Below are 25,977 nucleotides of genomic sequence, written 5' to 3' on the forward strand. Positions count from 1 at the left end.
ACCACCGGGCTCAGTGTGCGGTTGACCGCACACCCTCTCCAGCGGGTGGGTGCGTTCGCGCTGTCCTCGCTCGTGCACCGCAAGCCGGTGAAGCTGAAGCAGCTCGCCCACCCCTTGGAGCTGACAGAGCAGGACCTGCGAGCGGCGAACGCGAACATGACCCGCGACCTGGGCCGCACCACCACCGTCGCGACGAGCAAGGAACCCGGGGGGTTCTGGCTGGGAACCAGCTACCTGTTCTGGCCCAACTGCCCCATCAACACCACCAACCGCAAGTCCCTTCTGGGGCAGGACCTCAAGGACAAGCTCGCCCAGTGGCGCGACCTGTCCGAGGCCGACACCGTCCTGGACGCCCGATGTGTGCTGTGCGACCACCCGGCCTGCGGGTTCTACGGCAAGGTCGACGTTCCGCTGCTGGAGAGTTCCTCCTACCGCAACACCACGATCCCCACCCATGAGGGGATGGCGCTGTGCCGGGGCTGCCTGCTGAGCTTCTACGCGCTGCCCTACGGGTGCGCGATCGGTGGCGGGCGGGCGACGGCACTGCACAGCTGGGACGACAACCTGCTCCGCGCGCTCACCAAGTTCCAGGTCGACCGGACCCGGCGCCAGGCCGTGGCCGGCGCCCCGGCGGGCGAACGTCCCTCCTACGCCCGCCAGCTCGCCGCGCTGAGCAGTCTGCGGGGCTATGAGGAGACGGTGACCGAGGGGGTGGAGCTGATGGTCTTCACCAACAGCAACAAGGAGCAGGAGCTGGCGGTGCACGCCATGGACCAGCCCGCCACGGAGTGGATCCGCGACCTGCCCAAGCCGTCCTTGCTCTGGTTGGGGCGTGCCCACCGCTGGGAGAGGGTGCCCGGCCGGTCCATGCTCGCCCGCAACCTCTTCGACCTGCCCGAGCGGGTGATTCCCACCGTCGCCCACTTCCTGCGCGAACGCGCCCTGGGCAAGGACGGTATCTGCGCCCAGACCCCGCTGCTTTCCGCCACATGCTCCTCCTACGCCACGAAGGTGCTCCAGGTGTCCACCACCGACTTGGACCAGATCAACCAACTCGCCGCACGCATCGCCCGGGCCCTCAACACCGAGGACGACAAGGAACTGAAGAAGTTCCTCCAGGCCCGCAAGAAGCTCGCCACCCTGCGCGCCTGGCTGCAGCGCGCCTCCGTCGACCGCACCCTGCGCACCCAGGAAGCCGAGCCGTTCATCACCGAGCGCCAGTGGCGGCTGCTCTTCGACGCCGAGGACCGGGTCTTCCTCCACCGCGACCTGTTGTTCATCGGCGTGCTCAACCACCTGCACGAACTCAAACCCTCCTGGCGCGGACGCGACCACGACGACGTGTCCACCGACGACCTCATTCCCGACACCGACCTGGATGCGGAGAACAACTGATGACCTACCTGGTGGGCAAGATCGCCCTGGACATCACCGCCGGCGCCCCCAACAACGGCCGCGGCGAGGACAACACGGCCAAGGTCAAGTACCTGACCATCGGACGCGGTGAACGCGTCCCCTACATCTCCGCGCAGGCGCTGCGCCGGTGGTGGCGCGACTCGCTGCCCGCGACCGAGAAGCGCTCCCCGGTCACCCGGTCCGGCACCGGCAAGAAGCAGCAGGCCTATACCGCGGGACGCCCGGACCTGCACCTGGACGACGACCTGTTCGGCTACATGGTCGCGATCAAGAAAGAGAACTACCAGCGTGACACCGTCCTGGCCACCGGCACCCTCGTCTCGCTGGCATCCAAGCGCATCAGCACCGACTTCGGCACGATGAGCCGCGGCTTCCCGGCGGACGCCGACCCGGTCATCCACGAACACGAGCACTACACCGCCGAGATGGCCGGGGACGTGCTGTTGGACCTGCCACGGGTGGGCACCTTCGAACAGGACGGAGGGGGCCTGCGCCGAGCCTTGTCCCCGGCCGCAGCCGAAGAGGCCGTCAACGCCGGCGCCGACGAGTACGTGCTGCGCGGCGTCGGGTCGCTGCGTCTGCCGATCCAGGAGCGCCGACGCCGGGCCGCTGTGTTGCTGCGCACCCTGGCCCAGGTCCAGGGTGGGGCCAGCCGCGCCCTGCACTACGGCGACCGTGCCCCTTCCTTCGTGCTCCTGGCCCCCCTCAAGGGGGGCAACAACCCCTTCACCCGTGTGCTGGCCACCGGGCCGCAGGGCGTGTTCTTCGACGTGGCGGTCTTCGCCGAGGAGATGCGGGCCTGGGCCGATGAGCTGGACGGGCCCGTCCACATCGGCTGGGCGCCGGGGTTCCTCGGAGCCCAGCGCGAGCAGGTCCGTGACGACCTGGTCGAGCACATCACGGCCGGGCGTGTGGTGATCGACCACCCGCGCACCGTCCTGGGGACCCTGGCCAAGGAGATCGAGTCTGGTCAGCGCGACGCCTGGTTCGAGGACCCGGCCGTATGACCGCCGCTCTGGAGATCACGGTCACCGCCCCGGTGGCCTCCTTCCGCAACCCCCTGTACTCGGGTGTGCAGGTCACCCTGCCCTGCCCCCCGCCGTCCACCGTCGCGGGCCTGCTGGCCGCGGCGGTGGGCGGCTGGGACCGCATGCCCGCGGACACCCGCATCGCCATGGCCTTCACCGCCCGGGGCAAGGGGGTGGACCTGGAGACCTTCCACCCCTTGGACGCCGAAGGCAAGAGGCGGGACGCCACCCCCAAGGACCACGAGTTCCTCGCCGACACGACGCTCACGGTGTGGGTGCTGAACCATCTGGACCTGTGGGAGCGGGCTCTGCGCCGGCCGGTGTGGCCGCTGCGCCTGGGCCGCAGCCAGGACCTGGCCTCGGCCCGCACCCGCCGCATCACCCTCCACGCGGGCGCGGGTTCCCAGGGACATGCCCTGCTGCCGGCAGAGGCGTCCACCTCGGGGATGCAGGTGCGGATGCCGCACGCGATCAGCCCCGACCGCTCCCGCATCCAGTGGGGCACCTACCGCTACGCCCCCAAGGGCAGCGCCGCGAAGGTCGACTCCTCCTTGCGCACCGACGGCGGTCAGGCAGTCGTGCCCCTGCCCCCGGTCCACCCCCGCGCGAGTGCCGAGGAACAGGTCGAGCTGCCGCACATCTGGGCCAAGAGCCTCGACAAGCGCATCCGACCTCCCCAGCCAGGGGAGGCGCTGACCACCCACCTCCAGGCCACCACCCGGGCCCTGGACCTGCTGCGCGCCCGCGTCGGCGCCCTGCCCGGGATGGACGAGCGCTTCTGGACCTGGGCACGGTTGGCGTGCTTGTTCCACGACGCCGGGAAAATCCCGAACGGGTTCCAGACCATGGTGGGAAACCCCCCTCCCGCCCAACCGTGGGGGAAAAGGCACGAGATCTACTCGCTCGCCTTCGTCGAGCACGTCCTCGCCCACCTACCGGAAGAGGAACGCACCTGGGTCGGACTCGGAGTACTCACCCACCACCGGCCCCTGGCCGGAGGTGAGGGGTCCATCCGCAATGAACAGCTCACCCTGACCGACCCCCAGCAGGTGCAGGACAGCTTCGGGCCCGTGGACACCGCTTCCGCCAACGCCCTCGCCGCCTGGTTGGCCGCACGCGCCTCGGCGCCCGCACCCGCACCCGTCGACCAGTCCGACCTGGCCCAGGCCACGCACCGGATGCTGGACCGCATCCTCAAGAAGTGGGAGCACGGGGAGAGCCCTGATGAGCGGGCCGGGCTGACCGCCGCCCTGCTCCAGGGGGCCGTCACCCTGGCCGACCACGTGGCCTCCGCCCACAGCCCACTGCTCACCGACCACCCCCTGGTCGGCGCCGACTACCCCAGGCGGCTGCGCCTGGAACTGGCCGGCAGGGGCAACAGCGCCTACCCCCACCAGGAACGGGCCGAGGCCACCACCACGCACATGGTCCTCCGTGCTCCCACCGGGCAGGGCAAGACCGAAGCCGCCCTGCTGTGGTCCCACACCCACACCCACGACCTGGCCGCCGGCACAGGCGGCACACCCCGCCTGTTCTACTCGCTGCCCTACCTCGCCTCGATCAACGCCATGGCCACGCGCCTGCGCCAAGTGCTGGGCCAGGACCAGGTCGGTGTGGTCCACTCCCGCGCGGCGAGTTTCTACCTGTCCACCGCCTCCTGCGACGAGCACCAGCTGGGCGATGCCGGCCAGGAACGCCGACGGGCCTCCCGGGCTGTCGCCCAGGCCAACGCCAGTCGCCTGTTCCGGGAGCTCGTGCGCGTCACCACCCCCTACCAGCTCCTGCGCGGAGCTCTGGGAGGTACCGCGCACGCGGCCACCCTCATCGACAGCGCCAACTCGGTGTTCGTCTTCGACGAACTCCACGCCTACGAACCCGTACGCCTCGGCATGATCCTGGCAATGATGCGCCAGTGGGCTAACCTCGGCGGGCGCATCGGCGTCATCTCCGCGACCCTGCCCGACCGGCTCCTGGACACCATTCGGGAGACTCTTGGCGAAAACCACCGGGTGGAGCTGGTGGAGCCCGACGCCGACTACGCCTGGCCGCGTCGCCACCGTCTGTACCTGCGCCAGGAACACCTGACCGACCCCACGAGCGTGGAGCAGATCAGGGACGCGTTGCGCGCGGGGCAGAGCGTGGCCGTGATCGCCAACAACGTCGCCGACGCCTGGAACCTCTACGACCAGCTGGCTCCCTTGGCCAAGGAACTCCACGGCGACGACGCCGCCCTGCTCCTGCACTCCCGGTTCAGGACCGGCGACCGCAGCAGGATCGAAAAGGCCATCCGGGACCGGTTCGGCACCAAAATCACACCCCGCCGCCCCGGGCTGCTGGTGGCCACCCAGGTGGTCGAGGTGTCCCTGGACGTGGACTTCGACGTCCTGCACACCTCCGCCGCACCCCTGGAAGCGCTCCTGCAGCGCTTCGGACGCGTCAACCGCGTCGGCGCCCTGGAAGGACCGGCGCCGGTCATCGTGCACCAAGCCCACTACGCCCCGCGCGGCAGGAGCGGACCCGAGTTCGCCGACAAGGTCTACGATGCCGAGCCCACCAAGCTGAGCTGGGACATCCTGGCCCGCGACGACGGCCAGGAGCTGGACGAGCGATTGTTCACCACGTGGCTCGACGAGATCTACACAAGCTCCTGGGGCGATGCGTGGCAAGCCCAGGTGGAAGAGTCCGCCGCGAACTTCCAGGACTACTTCCTGGGCTTTGAACAGCCTCTGAACGACACATCCGAGCTCTCCAAAGCCTTCGACAAGATGTTCGACGGCGTGGACGGCATCCTCGCCAAGGACCGGCAGGACTACGAAGACGCACTCTTCGAGAAGGCAGCAAACGAGGAACCGGGGACCGGGCGGTTGCTGGCCTCGCAGTACCTGATCCCGCTCCCCCACTACGCCCGATTCCTGGGTACCTGGGACCACAAGCTCAAGGTCCTGGTCATCGACGCCGAGTACAAAGCCGACCGTGGACTCACCGCGATCAGGTCAACATCCAGCACGGGCTCCTACCAGCCCGGAGCGATCCTGTGATCGGCGTCGAAGATGTCGGAGGGGTGCCCATGAAGTACCTCTACCACTGCCCCCGCCAGCTATGGCTGTACGCCCGGGGCTTTCGCCCCGAAGCCACCAGCTCCACCGTCCAACTCGGCGAGGCGGTCCACGAGACCTCCTACCGCCGAGCCCACCCCGCCGACCTGGGCTCGGCACGCCTGGACGACCTGGACGGCAACCTGTGGGTCCACGAGATCAAGTCCTCCTCCCACGCCACCGCGGCAGACGAAGCCCAAGCCGTGCACTACTCCTACCGGCTCCGCCAGGTCGGCGTCGACGCCCAGGGCGCGATCCCGCACTACCCCAAGACCCGGCGCACCCATGGTCCCCGGTCCCTGCATCGCCTTGGTGTGGGCCCCTACAAGGGGTAGCAACCCTGGCAGCTCCTCGACGCGGTCGGCCAAGCCGAGCGCCCTCATCGCCCCTACGAGGGGTAGCAACACGATGATCGCGTTGGCCCTCACCAGCGGCTCGAGGTCCTCATCGCCCCTACGAGGGGTAGCAACGTGCTGAGCAGCGGCTCGTAGTCGCGCCCCGTGGCGGTCCTCATCGCCCCTACGAGGGGTAGCAACACGGCGCGCCGAGCGACCATCTCACTGACAGAATGTCCTCATCGCTCCTACGAGGGGTAACAACCGGGGGAAGCACCCGACACCCGGACGGCCCCCCGTCGTCCTCATCGCTCCTACGAGGGGTAACAACTAGGCGGTCAGCGCCTCGGCGACGCCGTCGCGCAGGTCATCATCGACCCTACGAGGGGTAGCAACGCGACGTCGTCCACTACGTGTCCCACGGCTCCCCGTCCTCATCGCCCCTACGAGGGGTAACAACACGAGGCCACCGGGGTCCGCGAGGAGTACTGCGGGTGTCCTCATCGCCCCTACGAGGGGTAACAACACCCACCGCCACTGGTGGGGTTCACCCACGTAGGCATCCTTATCGCCCCTATGAGAGGTAGCAACACACGGTCACGCCTCCTCCCCAGCGATCTTCCGAAGCCTCATCGCCCCTACGAGGGGTAGCAACCCGCCCTCGTCGAACCGGTAGCCGCACCCGGGGGGTCCTCATCGCCCCTACGAGGGGTAACAACTTGTGGTAGTCCTGGGTGTCCCGGATCTCCTGGAGGTCCTCATCGCTCCTACGAGGGGTAACAACCGGCCAGGGTGGGCGCTGCCAGCGCCAGGGTCAGGTCCTCATCGCCCCTACGAGGGGTAACAACACGAGGCCACCGGGGTCCGCGAGGAGTACTGCGGGTGTCCTCATCGCCCCTACGAGGGGTAGCAACTGCCCGGTCGGGGTGAGTGCCGACCCCGCCCACACGGTCCTCATCGCCCCTACGAGGGGTAGCAACCCGTGTCCCACCGCCTGGACGGCGCGGGTATGCCGTCCTCATCGCCCCTACGAGGGGAAACAACTCGGCCAGGCGGGTCTCGGCGCGGTGCGGGCGGGTGGTCCTCATCGCCCCTACGAGGGGTAACAACATGCCGACGGCGGTCGCGTCCGCCTGGATCGCGAGTCCTCATCGCCCCTACGAGGGGTAACAACCCGCGCACATCGCCGAACACCCCGAGCATGACGCCGAGTCCTCATCGCCCCTACGAGGGGTAACAACTTGCCGCGGGGCGCTGCTGGCACAACGCGCCCAGGTCCTCATCGCCCCTACGAGGGGTAACAACAGGGCGGCCAGGCGGGTGCGCAGCCCGTCGACGAGTCCTCATCGCCCCTACGAGGGGTAACAACGGCTCGGCGGCGACCAGGGCGCGCACTTCCTCCAGGTCCTCATCGCCCCTACGAGGGGTAACAACGGTGTGGTGGGGGCCCGGACCGGCCTGCCCTGAAGTCCTCATCGCCCCTACGAGGGGTAGCAACGTCCACCGGGAGCGTCTGCCCGGCCATCGGCCCGCCGTCCTCATCGCCCCTACGAGGGGTAGCAACCCCTGGTCCTGCTCCTGGTCGTGATCCGGCCCCGGCTGTCCTCATCGCCCCTACGAGGGATAGCAACAGCTGCCCAACGGCTGGACCCACACCCGCATCACCAGTCCTCATCGCCCCTACGAGGGGTAGCAACGTGCCTTCGTGCTCCCCGGCGGCCTTAATCTGGACGGTCCTCATCGCCCCTACGAGGGGAAACAACATTCCCATCTAGTAGTACTTCGTTAAGTATCTGATTTCTCGGCTCGGTTCCGCGATCATGGACGCGTAGATCTGGCCGCTGTAGAAGAGCTGCGCGAGGATCTCGATTGGTCTCCACGGTGGACCCCGAGGCCAGGCACATCCATAAGAACCGCACCCGGCACCAGGCGGGGTACAAGGGCCACGTCGCCGTCGAACCGGAGAGCGGCCTGTTCACCGAGGTCGCCCTCACCAGCGGCTGCGGGGCCGACAACCACGAGGCCAGGGTCGCCGAGGACCTGCTGGCCGAGGAGGCCGAGCCGGTCCAGGTGTTGGGCGATACCGCCTACGGCACCGCGGACCTGCGTGAACACCTGGAAGAGGCCGGTCACGGGCAGGTGCTCAAGCCCCCGCCGCTGCGTTCGGTAGTCCCTGGTGGGTTCACCAGCGACGACTTTCGCATCGACACCGCAGGCGGCCAGGTGGCCTGTCCGGCCGGGCTGAGGTGCCCCGAGGTTTCCGGGCAGCGACAACACGGGCCACCACGAGCCATGAGGCCGTGCGCTCGGGCAGATCGATAGAGCCCAGTGGACGTTCGTGAACCATGGTCCACGGGTGGCCGGGCGGGGAGATTCTCACCCGGGCCGTGGTCACGCGAGCGGGCTGCTCGCAGCGCCCGAGCGTGACCGTGTTCCCCTGGTCCGACATGAGCACCACCCGGTGAGGCGTCAGGTTCACCAGGGTGTGGTCCGCAAACAGGGGGATGCCCTCGTGGGTGTCGGCGATGTCGCTCGGGACGGGAACTGTTTCGTAGGAGGTGCCCGCCATGCGGGCGGCGAGGCCGAGGCGGATCATGATCTCGGTGGCCGACTGGTTCAGGGAGACCGCGCGCTTGGGAACCTGTTCGACGGTCACCTCGGCGTCGCAGTTCTCGATACTGAGGGGGTAGGGGGGCGCGCCCCCTTCCGCTGCCGCCGTGGAGTCGGTCGCGGGGGCGGGCGCCGTGGCGCACCCGGCCAGGGCGAGGGTCGATGCGACCCCTACGGTTTTGATAATGATTTTTAATATCATGAACGTAGGCCACAGCGACTTTGCCACCAGGCGGTACTCCGCTGCGCGACGGCCGAGGAGGTGCCCGCGGGCCCGGCGTCGGCCCCGACTCCCGCCCCGCGACGCCGCCGCGCCTCCGGCAGGGCTCCCCGACGGGGCAACGAGGCGTTGCCCCGCCACGGCGAAGCCGGCTCCCCCGCCCCGGCCCTCCGCGCCGGTGCGCCGCGCCGCAATCAGACGTTCTGCCCGTCTTGTGGCGACACGGCACTACACATAGCATCAGGGCGACCTCACCGGGTCACCAGAGAGATCAGCACCCTCACCCCAGGGAGACCCCCATGCTGAGACGCATCCTCACACCCCTCCTCATCGCGCTGAGCGCCCTGGCGCTGACGCTGGTGGGCGCCGTACCGGCCTCCGCGGAACCCGCGGAGCAGGTCCAGCCCCTGCGCCAGACCACCCTGTACTACGACGCGAGCCAGTCCGCGGAGTACGCCTCCGCCGTCGCCTCGGCCGTGGGCGTATGGAACTCCAGCGTCAACAACGTCCGCCTGGAGCCGGCCCCCGCCGGGCGGCGGGCCGAGATCCGCATCATCGCCGACGACGGCTGGCCCCGCGCCCACCTGGGCCCGGTGCGCCCGGGCGGGCAGGTCACCGTCTGGATGGGCCGCCAGGGCACCGCCCAGGGCTACGACGCGGTGCGCATCGCCGCGCACGAGCTCGGCCACAGCCTGGGCCTGCCCGACGTCAAGCCCGGCCCGTGCTCGTCGCTGATGTCGGGCTCCACCGGCGGTGTGAACTGCACCGTCCGCGCCCCCAACGCCTCCGAGCGCGCGCGGGTCGAGGCCAACTACGGCGGCGGCCTGGCGGGCCAGCGCGCCGCCGACGGGCAGCTCCTGGTCGACCGCTTCTGACCGGGCCACCGGATCTGCGGTCACCGGCCTCCGGCGCCGGCCCCCAGGGGTCGGCGCCGGAGGCGTCACCGCTCCCGCGCAAGACCGGTCGTCGACGCTCCGGCCCCCTCACCCGCTCACACGTCCCGGTTGTGGACCGTGGTGTCACTCTCCCCGGTTCGCTCGCTCCGGTGAGCCGTCGGCGAGTGCGCGGACCTCTGCGGCGACGGTGCGCCACACCGGTGCGGGGATGTCGTGTCCGACACCCGGCAGGACGACCAGGCGTGCGCCGGGGACGCGGGAGGCGATCGCGGCGGCGGCGTTCGGCCGGATCAGGGGGTCGTCCCGGCCGTGCAGCACCAGTGTGGGGGCCGTGATCGTGCTGATCGCCGGGCCGTGCCACTGGGCTCCGATCTGACGGCTCTGCGCCCGGGTGTCGCGGGTGCCGGAGTCGGCGAGGCGTTCGGCCTTCGCCCGCTCCTCCCGCTCGTCGAAGGGCTGGGCGGGTGAGGCGCAGAACCGGGCGATGGCCAGGCCTGCCCGGACGGTGCCCTCCTCGGTGTCGGGATAGCGCATCCGGCTGAGCCCGGCGACGGCGGGGACGCGGATGTAGCGCAGGACGCCCAGTCCCGCCGCGTCCGCGGGGACCGCCGACATCGAGGTCAGGGTGCGGACACGGTCCGGGTGGCGGATCGCGACGCGTTGCGCCACGGCGCCGCCGAGGGACACACCGAGCAGGTGCGCCGCCTCCCAGCCGAGCTCGTCGAGCACGGCGACGGCGTCGTCGGCCATGTCCTCGGCCGTGTAGGCCTCGCCGCGTCTGCCCAGGAGTGCGGTGGCGGGCAGGCGGGTCCTCGTCGGCGGCAGGTGCGTGGACTCGCCCGCGTCGCGGTGGTCGTAGCGGGCGACCGAGAAGCCGTGGTCGGCCAAGATCCGGCACAGGCCGTCCGGCCACCACCGCCGGCTGACGCCCATGCCCATGACGAGCAGGAGCGGTTCGTTCCCGTCCGCGCCGGCCCACGTGTCGCAGGCCAGTCGGACGTCGCCGTTGCGTGCCCACCGGGTCGGTGTCCACGGTCGTCGGTCCATGCTCCCACTCCTCACAATACTGCGATCAGTGTTCTCAGTATTAGGGTAGGGGGCGTCGCAACAGGAGTGGAACGGGGACCGATGGCCGAGGAACCGACGACCGTGTGGAACCGCCCCGAACGGGGTGCACGCGGTCCCGCGCCAGAGCGCAGCCGGGCACAGATCACCGCCGCCGCGATCGGGCTGGCGGACGGGGGCGGCCTCGCGGCGGTGTCCATGCGCCAGGTGGCCGGACAGCTCGGCACGGGACCGGCCTCGCTGTACCGCTACATGTCCACCCGGGACGACCTCCTCGACCTCATGGCGGACGCCGCCGCCGGGGAGATCGACCTCGGCGTCCCCTTGAGCGGGGACCCGGTCGAGGACCTGGCCGCCCTCGCCGTCCGCGCCAAGCAGGTCCACCTGCGCCACCCCTGGCTGCTCGACCTGCCCGCGGAACCCGCAGTGGGCCCCCGGGGCATGGACTACCTGGAGTACGCGCTGCGCGCACTGGCGCCGACGCCGCTGTCCTCCCCCGCCCGGTTGGAGACCGTCGGGGTGCTGAACGGGCTGGTCACCCTGTTCGCCCGCACCGAGCTCCAGCGCCGGAACGCGCCCGCCGACCCCCGACGGGCGCACGCCTCCCACCTGGCCTCCGCGGCGACCGCGGAACGGCATCCGCTCCTGCTGGCCGCGCTGGCGGACGGTCCCGGCTCCGAAGCGCCCCAGGACACGCACACCCTGTTCGAGCGGGTGGTGCGCCGGGTGCTCACGGGGCTCGTCGACAACCCCTGAACCGCCCGGCGCGGTCCCGGCCGCACCGGCGCCCGCGCCCCTTGCGCGGGCTCGGCGGCCGTGGACGGCCGACGTGTCCCCCAGCAGGTCGCAGCAGCCCTCCGAGGAGCACAGGGGTTCCCCGTGCGTACCCGCCCCCGCCGGGCCGGCCGGGAGCGCCCGACCGGCCCGGTCGCCGCGTCCGGGCGGTGGTACCTCATCCGGTGGCGGACACCACGTGCAGGGGCCGGGCACGCAGGGCCGCGGCGACCGGCGCCAGGTTCGCCGCCAGGCCCAGCGCCAGGACCGCCGAGGCGAGGAGGGCGTACCGACCCGGGGCGACGGACAGGACCACCGTGTCACTGGTGAAGGCGTACCCGGAGGCCGCGAGCCCGGCCAGCGCGGCCGCGGTCCCCAGGGCCACCGCCGCCGACGACACCGCCAGCGCCTCGGCGGCGACCATGCCCGCTACCTGTCCCCTGGAGGCCCCCACCAGGCGCAACAGGGAGAAGTTCCCCGCCCTCGCCGCCACGGAGACGACGAGTGTGTTGACCGCGCCGATCCCGGCGAATCCCGCCACCATGGCCACCATCAGGTAGGTGATCCAGTCGTCGCCCTCCCCCTGGGCCGCCACGTCGGCCAGGTGTCCGGGCCGGTCGGTGACCAGGATTCCGGGACCGGCGTCGATCGCCCCCTCCAGCAGGCGCGCGACCGCGGCGGGGTCGGCCCCGGGGTCCAGCGTGACGTAGACGGCGCTCTCCATCGCGTCCAGCATCCGGGGGGCGAGCACCTGTCGAGGGAGCAGGACCTCGGGGAAGTCGAGCCCCGCCTCGTAGAGAACCGCCACCCGGGCCCGGATCGGCTGCCCGTCGGGCCCGGAGAGCGTGACGGTGTCGCCCACCCGCCAACCCTCCTGCCCCGCCGTCCCGGCGTCGAGCGCGACCCCGTCGGCGTCGAACGCCTCCCACGCACCCTCTTCCGCGTCGATCCGGTAGAGGTCCGCCACGGTCCCGGGGTCGACGAGGTAGGTCGTCAGGGCGGCGCCGGTGCCGGCCGTGACCGTCTGCCGGAACCCTCCTGCGGCGGACACCCCGGGAACCCCGGCGGCTGTTTCCGCAGCGCTCTCGGGAAGCCCGACCCCCACCGGCCCGGACACCACCAGGTCGGCGGCGAGGCGCTGCCCGTAGGAGTGCATGCGCGCCTCGCTCGTGGTCGGCCCCTGGAACAGCAGCAGGCAGGCGACGGCGGTGGTCACCATGAGCGGCGTCATCACACCCGCCACCCGGCGCGTGTCGGCGTACGCCTCCCTGTGCACCAGGAAGGGCACCGACCCCCTCGACGTCAGCGGACCCGCCAGGCGCAGCACGCCCCGGACGAGGACCGGGGCGAGCAGGGCCGCCGCCAGGACGAGGACCATCGAGGCGGCGAGCGCCGCCACCACCGCCCCCCGGCTCCCCGACGCGGCCCATGCCACGACGAACAGCACCACGGCCCCGCCCAGGACCGCCCCGCCGAGAGCGACCCGCACCCGTGACAGGGGCGCGGAAGCGACCTGGGCCGCGCGCATGGCCTCGACCGGCGCCGTCCGCCCCGCCGCACGCGCGGGCGCCCAGGAGGCCAGCAGCGGCACGGCCAGTGCCAGAACCGTTCCGGCGGCGAGCGCGGGCAGCCCCACCTCCGGCTCGAACCCCGGCGGGAGCACACCCATGGCCTCGAAGAACCGGGCCAGGAGGACCGCCAGAAGCGCACCCGCCGCCCACGAGAGCACCGCGGCGACGGCGCCCAGGACCAGGGCCTCACCGAGGACCAGGCGTCGCACGAGCCCGGGTGCGGCCCCGGCCAGGCGCAGCAGGGCGAATTCCCGGACGCGGTTGCGCACCGTCGTGGTGAGCAGGCCGGCGACCATGACGGCGGCCACCGCCAGCACGAGTCCGGACACCGTGCCCAGGAACCGCCCCATGCCCGAGGCCAGCTCGCGGCCGGTCCGGCCCGGTGCGAGGGCCTCGCTCCGCTCGGCCCCGGTCAACACGCTGACCTGCGGGAGCTCCTGCCGGATCGCCTCGGCGAGCCGGGAGGGGTCCGTCCCCTCCCCCGGCCAGACCGCCGCCAGGACCGGGGCTCCGCCCCGCGCGGCGGCCTCGCCCGGCGTGAAGAAGACGCCCCTGTCCCGCCCGTCGGCCGTGTCGCGGTCCACGATCCCGGTGACGAGCACCGTGGCGGTGCCCTCAGGGGTGAGAACCCGGGTGCGGTCACCGGGGGCCACACCGGCGTCGGCCGCGGTCACGGCGTCGAGCGCCACCTCCCCCTGCGCCCCGGGCGGCAGCCCCTGGGCGAGCGTGAGGGGCTCGGCCTCGGCGAGTGCCCACGAGTGCCCCCAGGAGCGCTGCGTCTGGTGCCCCAGCGTGCGCTCGTCGGTCACCACGTAGGCGGGGAAGGGCGCCTCCACCTCCGTCTCCGCGACCCCGGGGACCCCCGCCAGGGCTTCCACGGTCGCGGGGGGCAGTCGCGCGGGCTCCCCGGAGGGCGTCGCGGTGAGGCCGGCGTCCTCCGGGGCGGCCACCACGACGATCGGCGGCTCCGAGAGCCGCCAGGGAACACCCGCCCCCTCGGCGGCCACCCGGTCGGCCGAACCCTGCAGGGACAGGGCGGCCACGGCCAGCCCGGCCCCCAGGGCCACGGTCAGGACGGACAGGACGAGTGGGCGGGCCCGGTCGGCCACGCCCCGCAGCACGAGCCTGATCACACGGACTCCAAGCGCCTGATCCGCTCCAGCACGGTGTCCGGGGCGGGGTCGGGCAGTTCGTCCTCGATGCCGCCGTCGCGGAGGAAGAGCACCCGGTCGGCGCGCGCCGCGGCCACCGGGTCGTGGGTGACCATGACGACGGTCTGGCCGTGCTCGGACACCGCACGCCGCAGAGCCTCCAGGACCTGGGAGCCGGAGCGGGAGTCGAGGTTGCCGGTGGGCTCGTCCGCGAAGAGCACGCTCGGCCGGTGCAGCAGCGCACGCGCCACGGCGACCCGCTGCTGCTGCCCTCCGGACAGTTCGGCGGGCCGGTGCCGGAGGCGGTCCTCCAGGCCGAGCGAGTCCACGAGTTCGGCCAGGCGGGCCTTATCCGTGGGCAGGCCGGCCAGGCGCTGCCCGAGGGTGATGTTCTCCTCCGCGTCGAGCACGGGCAGGAGGTTGAAGGACTGGAACACGAAGCCGAACGCGCGTGCGCGCAACCGTGTCAGGGCCTTCTCGGAGAGGCCCGTGATGTCCCGGCCCTCCACCAGCACCGCCCCGGCGTCGGGACGCTCCAGCCCGGCCGCGCAGTGCAGGAGGGTGCTCTTCCCCGATCCGGAGGGACCCATGATCGCGGTGAACCCCCCTCGGGGGAAGACGACGTCCACCCCTCGCAGGGCATGGACGGGAACGACGCCCCGGGAGTAGGTCTTGGCCAGTCCCGTGATCCGCAGGACCGTCGGATCACCCTTTTCTTTTCCGTATGGCCGGTCGTGGACGCCGATCCCCTTTTTCGAGGATCGGCGTCCTCCGTTTCTGCCCATGCCGATGTTCCGATCGCTTGCGCGGGTCGAAGGACCCGGGTGCGCCCTGTCGCCCACTCAGGGGAAGTCAAACAAAGCGGGCCGCGATCGTCACTGGTCCTGGTAGGAGTGGTCGGGTAGAGAAACCTCGACCACCGGGGGGCGACCTTTCTTCCCGCCGGTGGGGTCTCGTTCCCCGACCGTTCTCTTCCGTGCTCGTGAGACCGCGCGGGTGGCACCGGAGGGAACCGACATCGGCGTCGCCGGACCTCCTCCGAATGCGCATTCCGCACGAGCACGTGAGGAGACGGATCCGCCTATCGTGAGCAACCCCCGGGCGTCCGTCTCACCCTCCCTCGAGATCCCCTCACGAATGGTCCTGGGAACCGAGATGGGACGACGGCGGATGGCGCGGGGGGTGACCGGCGGGGAGGACGGCCCGATGGGGGAAGTGTTCCGCCGTGGGCGGTACGCCTTCCGGCGCGGCGCTGGGCGGGAAGGCGGCGGTGGGGAGGCAGCGTCCCGGGCGGCGCGCACCCGCTTCAACCCCCTGGCGGCACTTCGCCCCGACGCACAGCGGCCGGACGCCGACCGTTCATCCCGCGTCCGTCCGCGGCCGCAGGCCGAGCAGGACGTCCTGGACGAGATCGGCGCTGCGCCTGACCGCGTCGTCGCCGAAGCCCAGGAAGTGCCGGTAGTGGACCGGCGCGTAGAAGAGGTCGACCATCACGTCGGTGGGCACGTCGGAGCGGAGCTGCCCGGCTGCGACGGCGGAATCCAGGCGGGCACGGCACTCCGCGATGCTGGGCTCGAGGATCGTCTCGCGGAACGCCTTCATCAGCGCGGCGTCGTTCTGCGCCTCGGCCATGACGCCCTTGAAGGCCTCGCTCATCCTGCCGGTGACCAGTCGCTGGCTCACCGCGGTGATCTGGGTCGTGAGGTCGGCGGCGATGTCCCCGGTGTCGGGGAAGGAGAAGTCGTCGCCGAGCTCCTCGTTCATCGCCTCCAGCACCACCGCGCCCTTGGAGCTCCACCAGCGGTAGATCGTGGGCTTGCCCACGCCGGCCTGGGCGGCGATGCCCTCGATGGTCACCTTCGCGAAGCCCTTGCGGCTCACCAGGTCGAACGCCGCGTCGAGGATCGCCCGGCGGGCGCGCTCGCTACGCCGTTCACTGTTCGGGGCAGAGGTCATGGACCACACCCTACCGCGCGCGTGACGTTACGTTTCGTTTTGACAAGCCGCCCCGGGATGACCTAGCCTCCAAGGCGTTACGAAACGTTCCGTAACGCCATCGTTGGGGCCCGGTTCCGGGCACCGCCGAGACAGGGGAGAAGCATGTCCAGCGAAGAGGGAGCGGCCACCGTGGGGCACGTCGAGAAGATCGCGACCACGCCGGACTGGTACGCGCCGTACCGGATATCGCAGGCCGTCCGGGCCGGGGGCTTCGTGTACGTGTCCGGACAGGCGGGCTTCGAGGAGGACGGGACGACCGTCGAGGGCGGGTTCCTTGAGCAGGGGCGGCAGGCGTTCAGGAACGTCGGACGGGTGCTGGAGGCGGCCGGCCTGGCCTTCACGGACGTGGTCAAGGTCGGCATCTTCGTACGGGACATGGCGACGAACCTCCCGCACGTGATCACGCTGCGCGGCGAGTTCCTGTCCGAGCCCTACCCCGCCGACACCCTCGTCGAGGTCGTCTCACTGGCCCAGCCCGACTGGCAGATCGAGGTCGAGGTCATCGCGCTGGACCGGAGCGCCGCATGAACGCCGGGGTCGTGACAGAACGGGTGCGGGACACGGGAATGCCGGAAGAGGGAGGGGAAATGCGGGAGTTGCTGGAGCCGTACCGGGCGGGACGGCTGGAACTGGCGAACCGGGTGGCGATGGCCCCGATGACACGGGGCCGGGCCGACGACGTGACGGGGGTGCCGAGCCCGCACGCGGCGACGTACTACCGGCAGCGCTCCGGAGCCGGGCTGCTGATCACCGAGGGCGTGTACGTCAACGCGCTCGCCAAGGGCGGCCCCGGCATCCCGGGACTGGTGACCGACGCACAGGTGCGCGGTTGGCGGGAGGTGACGGACGCGGTGCACGCGGAGGGTGGCACGATCTTCGCCCAGCTGTGGCACGTGGGACGGATGACGCACCCGCTGACGCTGCCGGACGGCGAACTGCCGGTGGCCCCCTCGGCCGTCGCCATCGCGGGGAAGCAGATCTTCACCCGGGACGGGCTGCTCGATCACGTGACCCCGCGTGAGCTGACCGGCGGTGAGATCGCCCGGACGGTGCGGGACTTCGCCTCCGCGGCCCGGCGTGCGATCCGGGCGGGCTTCGACGGCGTCGAGATCCACGGCGCGAACGGCTACCTCATCCAGCAGTTCATCGCCGACAACACCAACCTGCGCACGGACGGGTACGGCGGCTCGGTCACCGGCCGCCTGCGGTTCGCGACGGAGGTCGTCGAGGCGGTCGCCGCCGAGGTCGGCGCGGACCGCGTGGGCCTGCGCATCTCGCCGGACAACGCCGAGAACCAGCTCGCCGAGGCCGACGCGCGCACCACCTACCGCGCGCTGGTCGACGCATTGGACCCCCTGGGCCTCGCCTACCTGCACGTGCTGGAGAACGGCGGGTACGGAGCCATAGCGGACCTGCGGACACGCTGGTCGGGAACCCTGGTCGCCAACACGAACGGCCCGACCCCGAGCAGTCCCGACGAGGGGGCGCGGCTGGTACGGGACGGACACGCGGACGTGGTCGCCCTCGGCCGCCTGTTCATGACCAACCCGGACCTGCCCGCACGCCTGGCCGAGGGCATTCCGCTCGCGGGGCCGCCGACGGAGAACCTGTACGGAGGAGGCGCGGAGGGGTACACCGACTACCCGGCCGCGACAGAGGGCTCAGGGGTTCCGGTGCTCGCCTGAGCCGCCCGGTACGCGGCCACGCGCCCAGGGGCGAGCCGACCTGGTCTCGGGTCCGACCGGCGCCGATACCGGTGTCGCGGTCCACCAAAGGGCTCACCGGGCCCGGACCGCCGAAGCGGTCCGGGCCCGCGTCGACCTCCTGTGGAGGGGGCCGGGGCGGCGGCCGGGCCTGGACAGGCCCGTATTCGATACCGCCGTGGTCGCCGAACGCAGCGCGGCCGACCAGCGGTTGCTCACCCGCGTCCGCCCGCCATGGCCCCATGGCCGCCTCCGCGCGCGCCCGTTCAGCTCCACAGGCCGGATGCGGCCGATACCGCCGAAACCCCTTACCGGGCAGGGGCTTCCACGCCACAATCGGTCACATGGACAAGACGGAGCGGGATTGGGCGGCAACCTACACGGCTCTGGCTGTACTGGGGGGCGCGCTGTGGTTCGGTGAAGGACTCACCGTCGGCAAAGGCCCGGACACCTCCGGCAAAGCGACAACGATCAGCGGCACCACCGCAGCGGCGGAGGCCGCCGCCACGGCCCGGTCTTTCCGTTCCCGTTGTGGTTACACCGGTCTTGTTCCGCTCATGGTCGCTTTCGAACTGATCTCAGCCTTTGAGCGCAGCCGACATGGAGGAACAGTGGATGCCTGAGCCGAGCAAACGGGCATCTTCTCGCCCAACCATACACAACGAGACAGCAGGGACTATTTCAGGCCATGTGATACAAACCGGCAGTATTCATGGTGATATCCACCTTCACGCTCCCCATCGCCCCGGTCTTTTCTGGCCTGCCACAAGTGCCCTGATCACCTTTGCAGCCACCACCGCCCTGGCAGTGGGCGCATGGAACATCGTCCCTGAGAAGCGCCTTGCGGTCACCGCTGGAGTGGTGGCGCTCGGTACCGCCGTCCTCCTCGTTGTCATATGGGTCCTGTGGAAGAGAGCGCGCGGAAGTGACCCTCCCCAATCGGCACTGAACCGCTTGCGCAACCAGGTCCGAACACAATGGCGGAACGAGACGTCCCACCGGGGCTTACACCGACCGCGGCCCCTTCATCTGCGATGGCGACCGACCTCGAGTCCCGTCGAGAGGGCATATTCAGATACTGAGCGACCCAATACCGACCCCATCCGAGGAGAACTGGTCCGAACAGTCGGTGACCTGAGCTCGGCGGACGCTCTCGCCTCGGCGTTCCAGGACATGTCACGTCGGCAGTTGGTGGTACTGGGGCCACCGGGCGCGGGGAAGAGCACTCTGGCGGCCTTGTTCACCTTGGCCGTCATCGAGCAGGACACGGATCGGGGTCCCGTGCCGGTCCTGTTGTCGGTGGCAGGGTGGGATCCGGCCGAGCGGATCGAGGATTGGTGCGTCCGTCGAATAACGGAGGACTACCTCGACTTCGGCGCGAACGGCACCTTCAACACGGACCAGGTATCCGCCCTGCTCCTGGACCGTCGCATTGTCCCGGTATTGGACGGGTTGGACGAGATGCCCCGTTCCGTGTTGAGCACAGCGCTGGCCGATCTCGACCGTGCCGCGGAAATCGGTCTGCGGATGGTATTGACCTGCCGCAGTGCCGAATTCGCACAGGCCGTCCACGACCGTGGCGCCCTTGCGCACGCCGCCGTCGTCGACATCGAACCCATCCGCGTCGAAGACACCGCTGCCTATCTGACGGAGCCGGAGGTCGCGAACTCACACCGTTGGAGTGTGGTCATCGATCGGATCCGCAGGGAACCCCGCGGGCCACTCGCCCATGCCCTGTCGACCCCACTGATGATCAACTTGGCCCGTTCGATCTATCGGCCATCGAGCAGTCCCCCTGAAGAGCTCACCGGTTTCACGACGACGCCGGAGATAACAAGCCATCTCCTCAAGAAATACCTTCCTACGGTATTCACCGCCGGCGAGCACGACAAGGCGCAATACTGGCTGTCGTTCCTGTCGAACCACCTGCATGAGCAAGGCGGCCCCGACTTCGAATGGTGGCACCTGACTCGAGCCGTGCCACGATGGCTGATCCTCTTGCTCATCACCCTTGTGTCAACGCTGTGTGGATCGCTTCTGCTCGGGATCACTGCGGCCTCGCACAGTTCGACGGACTCGTATATCACCCCTACGAGCGTCTTTTGGGAATCTATGGCTTACGCAACCGGGGCGGGAGCCGCCCTGGGAGCCGCCGTGGGCTTCTTGGGGGGTTTGCGTACCGTACGCTCCCTAAAAGAATCCGAGCAGCCGAGGGCACATCGTGGCCGTTTCAGCACGCTCAGCGACACGCTTGCAGGAGTCCAATTCCTGATCGCCGCCCTCTGCACTCTCGGCATCCTTGTGGTCCTCGGGGCGAGGATGACTGATCATAGTTTTTTGGGCGACGCCGCCGTCACTATCGCCACAACAATTTTTCACCTGAGGACGTTCAACAGCGAGGCATGGTTGAGTGCCATTCCTGTCGCCCTCTTGGCCTGTCAGGCGATACTGGTCATCAACCTGCTGGGGTTCCGCGCGGGAACTCCAAAAAGCAGCACACCAAATTTACGCCGCCTCCTGCCCAGCCTGACGGCAGGGTTGTTATTGGGCCTGTCATTCTCGGCACTGTGGGTCACGCTTGAGATAATGAGTTACGGTCTCGACGAGTTTAATATTACCCCTTACGCATTCGCAGCCGCCATGATCGGTATACCCATGGGCATCGTTCGATGGCTGGCAGCGCCCGTAGAGGAGCGCAAGGCGAGTTCTCCGGCGTCTGTACTCCGCAGTGATCGCACAGCACTCCTCACAGCAGCGCTATCGAGCGGAGCCCTCACTGCGTTGGGGTTCCTCGCTTTTACCATTGACGAAGATCGACGGAACGCCGACCTCACCATCGACGATCGGCGGAACGCCGACATCACCATCGAAGATTGGGGGATCACCGACCTTACGCTTGTCGATTGGGTGACAAGTGGCGTGGTCGGGCTCGCAATCATGGCGGTGGTCCTTGTGGGATCCGGCTCGGCATGGTTTTCGTACACGGTCGCCCGACTGTGGCTCGCCTGTCGAGGAAGGCTTCCCTGGCGCCTCATGCGCTTCCTGCGCACAGCACACGAAAAAGGAGTCCTTCGTCAAGTAGGTCCTGCTTATCAGCTCCGCCATGAACTGCTGCGCACACACCTCGCCGAACAATGGCCTTCAAAGCGCCGACCACCCCCGGCCCGAGGAGTCATCCCCCGCTGGCTCGACATTCGCCGGCGGTCCGGTTCTCAAGGTCGCCGATGGTTGCATGGTGCGGTCACCCTCGCAACGGTGGTGCTACTCATGGGAACGACCTCGGTGCTCCATTTCGATGGGTACATGGTGCTACCGATCGGTGCGTTTGTGCACGCTGTGGCCTTCAGCCACGACGGCACCACTCTCGTCACCGGAAACGACGACGGCACCTTACAGCTCTGGGACACCACCACCGACCGACCCACCCCTACCCAAACCTTCCACCACGACGGCCAGGTGCTCGCTGTGGCCCTCAACCAGGACGGCACCACCCTCGCCACCGGCACCGGCACCGAAACCGTCGACGGCAACTACGGCGGCACCGCGCAGCTCTGGGACACCACCACCAGCCAGCCCACCCTCACCCGAACCTTCCACCACGATGACTGGGTGAACGCTGTGGCCTTCAACCACGACGGCACCACCCTCGCCACCGGAAGCGACGACGGCACCGCACGACTCTGGGACACCACCACCAACCGACCCACCCTCACCCGAACCTTCCACCACGATGACTGGGTGAACGCTGTGGCCTTCAACCACGACGGCACCACCCTCGCCACCGGAAGCGACGACGGCACCGCACGACTCTGGGACACCACCACCAACCGACCCACCCCCGTCCGAACCTTCCACCACGACGGCCAGGTGCGCGCTGTGGCCTTCAACCACGACGGCACCACCCTCGCCACCGGCACCGGCACCGAAAGCGGCGACGGCAGCTACGGCGGCACCGCACGACTCTGGGACACCACCACCAACCGACCCACCCCCACCCAAACCCTCGACCACGACGGCCAGGTGCGCGCTGTGGCCTTCAACCACGACGGCACCACCCTCGCCACCGGCACCGGCACCGAAAGCGGCGACGGCAGCTACGGCGGCACCGCACGACTCTGGGACACCACCACCAACCGACCCACCCCCGTCCAAACCTTCCACCACGATGACTGGGTGCGCGCTGTGGCCTTCAACCACGACGGCACCACCCTCGCCACCGGAAGCGACGACGGCACCGCACGGCTCTGGGGCATCGACTAGAAGACAGCCACGGCCACCCTGCCCGAGATCACCACCCGGTAGGTCTCCCGCGTGAAGTGCGTAGTGCGGCGCCCCTGTTCGGCACGGCCCGCTTCCCGTCCACACCCACGGCCAACACCGTCGAGTCGGCCCCGCCTCGCGCGTGAGCCGGGCGTCCGCGCTCGATCTCGTCGCACCGGCCACGTGGAGGCGGCGACAGATCCCCCGGCCCCCGCCCCCCACAGACCATCGCCCTGTATGAACGCTTTACCGCTTTCACCGAACGCGGGGTGCCGTTAACGAACGAGGCACCAGCCGCCAAACGACGGTGACGCTCCTGGCCAGCCCGGGCGGACGGGGGGAGAGCCGCGTTCTCGACGCTCGTCGGTGGCGAGGAACGATCGTTTTCCGGACAGTCGGCCGGAACGACCCCGGAGGGCGCCGGACCGGACCCCGAAGTGGCGGAAAAACGTGTCGGAAACTCGGGGTGTTCATCTACTCCGCAGGCACCGTTTTCGTACACCCGGGGATGGGCACCGCCCTCGCGATCCCCGACGACCCCCTTGGCCCACTCGCTCCAGGATCTGATCACCCTCGGGGGCGATCTGCGCCGCGCAGGGGTGGGCTTCCGATCCCTGCACGAAGCGCTGGACACCACCGCCCCCGGCGGCAGGCTCGTGTTCCACGTCTTCGCCGCCCTGGCCGGGTCCATCCGCGAACTCATCGTCGAGGGCACCCGCGAGGGCCTGGCTGCGGCCCGCGCGGCAGGCACCCGCCTCGGGCGTCCTCCGGCCATGGACGACGAGCAGATCCGCCACGCCCGCGACCTGCTCAGCCGCCCCGACAACTCGGTGGCCTCCATCGCCCGCCTGCTCTGGGTGTCCCGCTCGACCCTGTACAAGCACGTGCCGGAGCTGTCCGGACCCCATCGACGAACATCTAGATTCTCAGTTCACATTTAGAAATTTCTTCTAACATGGGAGTGGCAGGGTGCCTGCCGGGTCGTGAGACCCGGCGACGGCACGCCGAACCAGGAGAAGCCGGAACCGTCCATGAACGCCGAACAGCACTCCGCCGCCACCGCCCCCGACCTGTACGACCGGTCCGGAAAGCGCTACTCCCTGGACGGTCCCCGCTGGCGGGGCGAGGACGGCGGCCCCCTCGCCGTCAGCGCGCTGCCGGGCCTGCGTCCGGAGCAGATCGACACCGCCGAACGCTCCCTGTGGCGCTACCACGCGGCCCTGCCCGTCCCGGCCGCCCGCCGGGTGAGCCTGGGCGAAGGGTGCACGCCGATGGTCCCGGTCGACTGGGCCGGTCGGCGCGTCCACTTCAAGCTGGAGTGGTTCAACCCGACCTCCAGCTTCAAGGACCGGGGCGTATCGGTGATGATGTCCCACCTGGCGGCACACGGCGTCGACCGCGTGCTGGAGGACAGTTCGGGCAACGGCGGTTCCGCGGTGGCCGCCTACGCCGCCGCTGCCGGCATCCGCGCCAGGATCATCGTTCCCGCCGCCACCTCGCAGGCCAAGATCCTCCAGGCCCGCGCCTACGGAGCGGAGATCGAGCTCGTGGGCGGCACCCGCGACGAGGTCTCGGACGAGGCGATCCGCCAGTCGGAACAGGTCCCCTACGCCAGCCACAACTGGCACCCCATGTTCCTCCAGGGCACCAAGACCATCGCCTACGAGATGTGGGAGTCCCTCGGCTTCACCGCACCCGACAACGTCGTCCTGGTGGCCGGGGCGGGCAGCAACGTCATCGGGTGCGACATCGCCTTCGGCGAGCTGCTCCGCGCCGGCCAGATCGACAGGCGCCCGCGCCTGTTCGTCGGGCAGCCCGAGCACTGGGCGACCATCGCCGATACGTTCAACGGCATCGATTCGGCCCAGCGCGGCGAGCGGGTACCGACAATCGCCGAGGGCGCGTCCATCGCCCACCCGGTCCGGCTGCCTGAGGCGGTGGAGGCCATCCGCCGCTCCGACGGCGCCGCCTGCGCCGTCACCGAAGCGCAGATCCACGCCGCGGTCCGCGCACTGAGCGCGCGAGGCCTGTACGCCGAGCCGACCAGCAGCGTCGCCGCGGCGACCCTCGACCACTTCGTCGCGACCGGCGACATCGCGCCGGGCGAGACGACCGTGGTCGTGCTCACCGGTGCGGGGCTGAAGTCCACCGAGAAGATGGCCTCGGTGTTCACCGGGCCCGCCGACTGAGCCCTGACAGGAAAGGAGAGCGCGATGACACACCCCTCCCAGGACGATCCCACCGACGAACACCCCGATCAGGAGGACGAGCACCTCATACGGGAGGCCGAGCGCATCGCCGTCGCCGTCGGGCGCATGTTCCCGGGCCTGTGCGAAGTCGTCCTGCACGACCTGCGCCGGCCCGACAGCGCCATCCGCGCCATCGAGAACAACCTGTCCGGGCGCCAGGTCGGCGACTCCGCCACCGAACTGGGGCTGCGCCGCATCGAGGACCCCGACTACCCCAGCGTCATCCAGAACTACAGCAACAGGTTCCCCGACGGACGCCCGGCCAAGAGCACCTCGATCGGCATCAAGAACGCCGACGGGCGCTACGTCGCCGCCCTGTGCCTGAACCTGGATGTGAGCACGCTGTCCCCGCTGGCGCTGACCCTGGCCAACCTCGTCGCCACCGGCGTCGAACACCGGGGCGAGGGCCTGGAGACGCTGCGCGACCGCACCGGCCGCGAACTCCGGTCGGCCATCGACTCCTTCGCCGCCGAGCGCTCCAGCACCCCCCGCGGCCTCAACCGCGACCAGAAGCGCGAACTGGTCCGGCAGCTGCATCGAGAGGGGTTCTTCGAGACCCGCAGTTCCGCACAGCTCATCGCCGACCGGCTCGGCGTCTCCCGCGCGACCGTCTACAACTACACGAAGTAGCCATCCCGGCTGTGGGAGGTCTCCCCGACGAGGTCGGTGCGGCCTTCCCGGAGGCCGGTCCGCACGCCGGCGCCCCGTGCCGCGCTCCACGGGACACCCTGCGACCGTGGCCGCGCAGCCCCGACCTCCCGGGCGGACCGGGGCCGGGTGCGGACTGTCGGAGGGACGGGCCAAGGTGGCGGTGGCCGCCTCCGCCGCACCCGGGCGCAGGCCCCACCACCGACCCCGACACGATGGAGACCCCCATGCCCGGCCGCCTCACCCCGGCCCGCTTCGTCGACCTCTACGACCTGGGCGCCAGACCGCACATCCTCGCCTACCGCACCTCCGTCGGCGACCGGCGGCGCCGGGAGTGGCTGATCGACACCGGGCTCCTCGCCGCGTGCGATCCCCCCAGCCGCGGCTACGCCTTCCGCATCACGCAGGCGGGTCTGGCCGCGCTGCGCGAGCACCTGGACTACCTGGAGGAGCGCGAGTCCCAGGGGCTGGCGCACCGCTCCGGGAACGAGTACGGCATCCAGCGCGGGGTCCTGGCCTCCCGCGCCGGGCTGGACGCGGCCCTGGCGCGGCGGGCACGGGGCGAGGCCGCGCCCGTGGAGGCGCCGGGCAGGGAGTGGTGGGGCGGGCAGGGGACACCGGCGTGGGAGGGCTCGCCCCCCGAGGTGCTCCGGGCGGTGGCCGTGTTGCAGGCGGCCGGGCACGCGCCCGTGGACTGGACGGCGGTGGGGGAACCCCGGGGCTTCTACGTGGAGCCGCGCGGGCGGCTCCTGTACGTGTACCACGGCCAGGCCCGACGCTCGCAGCGGGAGGACGGGGGGTGGTTCACCGCGGAGATCGGCGCCTACGCGGACGCGCTGCGCGCCGCCGGGTGGCAGGTGGACGCGGACACGGGCCGGTGCGCGCACGTGCGGGTGCCCGGCTCCGGCCGAGGGTGAGCCCGGTCCGGGCCGGAAGCGCACCCGGAGCAAGACCCGGA

Annotated in this window: 19 protein-coding genes; 15 read left to right on the forward strand and 4 right to left on the reverse strand. The window is 70.4% G+C overall.

The genetic code is table 11. The features are described from left to right. Positions 1-21 precede the first annotated feature (21 nt). The 6 genes from ACQPYD_RS18730 to ACQPYD_RS18755 all read left to right on the forward strand — a co-directional run bounded on the left by ACQPYD_RS18730 (position 22) and on the right by ACQPYD_RS18755 (position 9,579). Entirely contained in the window at positions 22-1,395 is a 1,374-nt protein-coding gene (locus ACQPYD_RS18730; RefSeq protein WP_433696881.1) for a hypothetical protein, read from the forward strand. Continuing rightward, the gene (gene cas7i, locus ACQPYD_RS18735) at positions 1,395-2,423 is read left to right on the forward strand and encodes a type I-B CRISPR-associated protein Cas7/Cst2/DevR (RefSeq protein ID WP_344177954.1); all 1,029 of its coding nucleotides are present in this window, start codon (positions 1,395-1,397) and stop codon (positions 2,421-2,423) included. Before ACQPYD_RS18730 ends, cas7i begins: the two co-directional genes overlap by 1 nt. Then, positions 2,420-5,482 carry a CRISPR-associated helicase Cas3' gene (gene cas3, locus ACQPYD_RS18740; protein ID WP_433696882.1) on the forward strand — a complete coding sequence of 1,021 codons (3,063 nt, stop codon included), beginning with the start codon at positions 2,420-2,422 and terminating at the stop codon, positions 5,480-5,482. The genes cas7i and cas3 overlap by 4 nt, the downstream gene beginning before the upstream one ends. A 29-nt stretch (positions 5,483-5,511) precedes the next feature. Then, entirely contained in the window at positions 5,512-5,874 is a 363-nt protein-coding gene (locus ACQPYD_RS18745) for a Dna2/Cas4 domain-containing protein (RefSeq protein WP_344177949.1), read from the forward strand. A 1,869-nt stretch (positions 5,875-7,743) separates the two neighbouring features. Next, positions 7,744-8,196 (forward strand): transposase, encoded by a 453-nt coding sequence (locus ACQPYD_RS18750; protein ID WP_412759592.1) that lies wholly within the window; start codon positions 7,744-7,746, stop codon positions 8,194-8,196. An 807-nt stretch (positions 8,197-9,003) separates the two neighbouring features. Then, positions 9,004-9,579: a snapalysin family zinc-dependent metalloprotease gene (locus tag ACQPYD_RS18755; protein ID WP_433696883.1), complete on the forward strand. Its 576-nt coding sequence runs from the start codon at positions 9,004-9,006 to the stop codon at positions 9,577-9,579. 144 nt (positions 9,580-9,723) lie between these two features. Here the strand turns inward: ACQPYD_RS18755 and ACQPYD_RS18760 are convergent, their stop codons facing one another. Beyond that, the gene (locus ACQPYD_RS18760; RefSeq protein ID WP_433696884.1) at positions 9,724-10,647 is read right to left on the reverse strand and encodes an alpha/beta fold hydrolase; all 924 of its coding nucleotides are present in this window, start codon (positions 10,645-10,647) and stop codon (positions 9,724-9,726) included. An 81-nt stretch (positions 10,648-10,728) separates the two neighbouring features. On the opposite strand from ACQPYD_RS18760, the gene ACQPYD_RS18765 reads away from it, so the two are divergent. After that, a complete protein-coding gene (locus ACQPYD_RS18765; protein WP_433696885.1) occupies positions 10,729-11,421 on the forward strand; it encodes a TetR/AcrR family transcriptional regulator in 693 nt (230 codons plus the stop codon). Between the two features lie 196 nt (positions 11,422-11,617). Here ACQPYD_RS18765 and ACQPYD_RS18770 read toward each other — a convergent pair whose 3' ends face one another. From ACQPYD_RS18770 to ACQPYD_RS18780, 3 genes are all read right to left on the reverse strand, one after another. After that, positions 11,618-14,143, reverse strand: a complete 2,526-nt coding sequence (locus ACQPYD_RS18770; protein ID WP_433696886.1) for an ABC transporter permease — start codon at positions 14,141-14,143, stop codon at positions 11,618-11,620. Beyond that, positions 14,140-14,952, reverse strand: a complete 813-nt coding sequence (locus tag ACQPYD_RS18775; protein ID WP_433702087.1) for an ABC transporter ATP-binding protein — start codon at positions 14,950-14,952, stop codon at positions 14,140-14,142. Before ACQPYD_RS18775 ends, ACQPYD_RS18770 begins: the two co-directional genes overlap by 4 nt. 568 nt (positions 14,953-15,520) lie before the next feature. After that, positions 15,521-16,117 carry a TetR/AcrR family transcriptional regulator gene (locus tag ACQPYD_RS18780; protein ID WP_433696887.1) on the reverse strand — a complete coding sequence of 199 codons (597 nt, stop codon included), beginning with the start codon at positions 16,115-16,117 and terminating at the stop codon, positions 15,521-15,523. 144 nt (positions 16,118-16,261) lie between these two features. Between ACQPYD_RS18780 and ACQPYD_RS18785 the strand changes: the two genes are divergently transcribed. The 8 genes from ACQPYD_RS18785 (at position 16,262) to ACQPYD_RS18820 (ending at position 25,936) form a co-directional block, all read left to right on the forward strand. Then, positions 16,262-16,687 (forward strand): RidA family protein, encoded by a 426-nt coding sequence (locus ACQPYD_RS18785; protein WP_433696888.1) that lies wholly within the window; start codon positions 16,262-16,264, stop codon positions 16,685-16,687. A 59-nt stretch (positions 16,688-16,746) separates the two neighbouring features. Beyond that, positions 16,747-17,844, forward strand: coding sequence for an alkene reductase (locus ACQPYD_RS18790; RefSeq protein WP_433696889.1), 1,098 nt, complete (start codon positions 16,747-16,749; stop codon positions 17,842-17,844). Between the two features lie 362 nt (positions 17,845-18,206). Continuing rightward, on the forward strand, positions 18,207-18,485 hold the full coding sequence (locus ACQPYD_RS18795) for a hypothetical protein (RefSeq protein WP_433696890.1): 279 nt from the start codon (positions 18,207-18,209) through the stop codon (positions 18,483-18,485). Positions 18,486-19,098: 613 nt separating this feature from the next. Continuing rightward, positions 19,099-22,122, forward strand: coding sequence for a hypothetical protein (locus ACQPYD_RS18800; protein ID WP_433696891.1), 3,024 nt, complete (start codon positions 19,099-19,101; stop codon positions 22,120-22,122). A gap of 542 nt (positions 22,123-22,664) precedes the next feature. Next, positions 22,665-23,063 (forward strand): recombinase family protein, encoded by a 399-nt coding sequence (locus tag ACQPYD_RS18805; protein ID WP_433696892.1) that lies wholly within the window; start codon positions 22,665-22,667, stop codon positions 23,061-23,063. 90 nt (positions 23,064-23,153) lie between these two features. Then, positions 23,154-24,311 (forward strand): threonine synthase, encoded by a 1,158-nt coding sequence (locus tag ACQPYD_RS18810; protein WP_433696893.1) that lies wholly within the window; start codon positions 23,154-23,156, stop codon positions 24,309-24,311. Positions 24,312-24,335: 24 nt separating this feature from the next. Continuing rightward, entirely contained in the window at positions 24,336-25,001 is a 666-nt protein-coding gene (locus tag ACQPYD_RS18815; protein WP_433696894.1) for a helix-turn-helix transcriptional regulator, read from the forward strand. Between the two features lie 245 nt (positions 25,002-25,246). Beyond that, positions 25,247-25,936, forward strand: a complete 690-nt coding sequence (locus tag ACQPYD_RS18820; protein WP_433696895.1) for a hypothetical protein — start codon at positions 25,247-25,249, stop codon at positions 25,934-25,936. Positions 25,937-25,977: the final 41 nt, after the last annotated feature.

The sequence above is a fragment of the Nocardiopsis sp. CA-288880 genome, assembly GCF_050955985.1.
Lineage (GTDB): Bacteria > Actinomycetota > Actinomycetes > Streptosporangiales > Streptosporangiaceae > Nocardiopsis > Nocardiopsis tropica.